This window comes from Mycobacterium sp. TH-M82 (genome assembly GCF_057473605.1).
This window is the reverse complement of record NZ_JBYCKY010000297.1, coordinates 1-1,344: the sequence shown is the minus strand read 5'-3', so window position 1 is coordinate 1,344 and position 1,344 is coordinate 1. Positions and strand designations below refer to the sequence as shown.

At 68.8% G+C, this 1,344-nt stretch carries 2 protein-coding genes; both read right to left on the bottom strand.

All coding sequences use genetic code 11. The features are described from left to right. Positions 1-243: 243 nt before the first annotated feature. The gene (locus AC2VON_RS09370) at positions 244-498 is read right to left on the bottom strand and encodes a hypothetical protein (protein ID WP_486952697.1); all 255 of its coding nucleotides are present in this window, start codon (positions 496-498) and stop codon (positions 244-246) included. Positions 499-947: 449 nt separating this feature from the next. After that, on the bottom strand, positions 948-1,289 hold the full coding sequence (locus AC2VON_RS09365) for a GNAT family N-acetyltransferase (RefSeq protein ID WP_421528807.1): 342 nt from the start codon (positions 1,287-1,289) through the stop codon (positions 948-950). Positions 1,290-1,344: the final 55 nt, after the last annotated feature.

Below are 1,344 nucleotides of genomic sequence, written 5' to 3'. Positions count from 1 at the left end.
AGGCCACCGATCGTGCGCGACGTCGGGATGGCGACGATCGGCGACGCGGCCGGCGCAATCGACCACCATGCCCTCGCGCTCCGGTACCGGCCGCCGGAGGGCCGTTGCGCGCACGCCGACCGTCTGGGCGGGTCACCCGCCGTTGTGCCGTGCAGTGGGTTCCGAAGCGGAGGAACCTCTGCGAGGATCGCGCTTGACGTCGCACCCAAGTGGGTAGATGCCCTAAGGAGACCGTCCCTTCGCTCAACAGATTGGGTATTCGATGATGATCGAGAAGCGGATCGCCCGCCGTTTCGTCGTGGCCGCGGCGCTGACGGCGGCCGTCGGGCTGAGTACGCTGACCGCGGCGTGCGGTTCGAGCGGACACGAGAACACGCCGTCGACCACGACGGTCACGACGACCGTCACCTCGACCAGCACCACCCCGACCACGCCGGCCTCCCCGCCCGCCGAGCCGGGAGAACCGGGCGGAGGCGTCGGACCCGGCGGGGTCACCACGAACGCGCCGGGCGGTGCGGGCGCCGGAGCGTGCGCCGGCGGCGTTTGCGTCGGGACCCCCCCGCGTCCCTGACCACATTGTCAAGCGGCACAGCGTCTCTCCCCCGGGCGGGATCTTCGGTGACGCTGTCGCCCGCGGCGCGCGCTCGTCACGGGCGGCGGCGTCACCTTCTTGCGGCGGGCCCCGGGTGAATTGACTGCCGCCTGCAGGGCAAAACCCCTACCGACAACCTTGCGTCCAGTGCGCGTCGGCAATTCCGCGGAAGTCTGACGCGCCGCTCCCACCGCGTACGCAGGCCCACGAGGACGACGCCATCGCCGTCACGAGGGCGGCTTTGGAGAAACTGCGGGCAATCCACGCGGGCCATTTCGCCGTCACCGACAACGTCGACGGGCAGCCCGCACAGGTCACAGGCCGGACCGATCAGCGATGCCGTCGATACGTGAGTTCAACCGTTCGACGCGGTCCGCGCCCATCTCAGGACGTCATCGTTCACCTGGGCGGTGATTTCGTCGAATTCGGGGTGTTTGTTCAGCACCGTGCCGATCATCGAACACACCGGGTCGATGCGCTTGCCCGTATCGCGGGCGCCGTTGAGCGCTTCTTCGACCAGCGGGGTCGCCAGACCACGTCCACCGAATTCGGGATGGATCTCCGTGTGGTCGAAGACCCGCTGGTCCCCCCGGTCGGCGAATGAGGCATAGCCGACCACCCGGCCGTCGGCCGAAATCGTGTACCGGCCCTCCTCTGCGCTGATGGTCGCATGCGCACCGGTCTTGTCGGCAGGCATCTCATCTCCCGTGGAATGACCCGTATCCGGACGATGGCGACCGTACCAGCAAACT

Coding starts and splice junctions, on each gene's coding strand:
- AC2VON_RS09365 (WP_421528807.1), bottom strand. CDS start 1,289: ATGCCTGCCGACAAGACCGGTGCGCATGCGACCATCAGCGCAGAGGAG.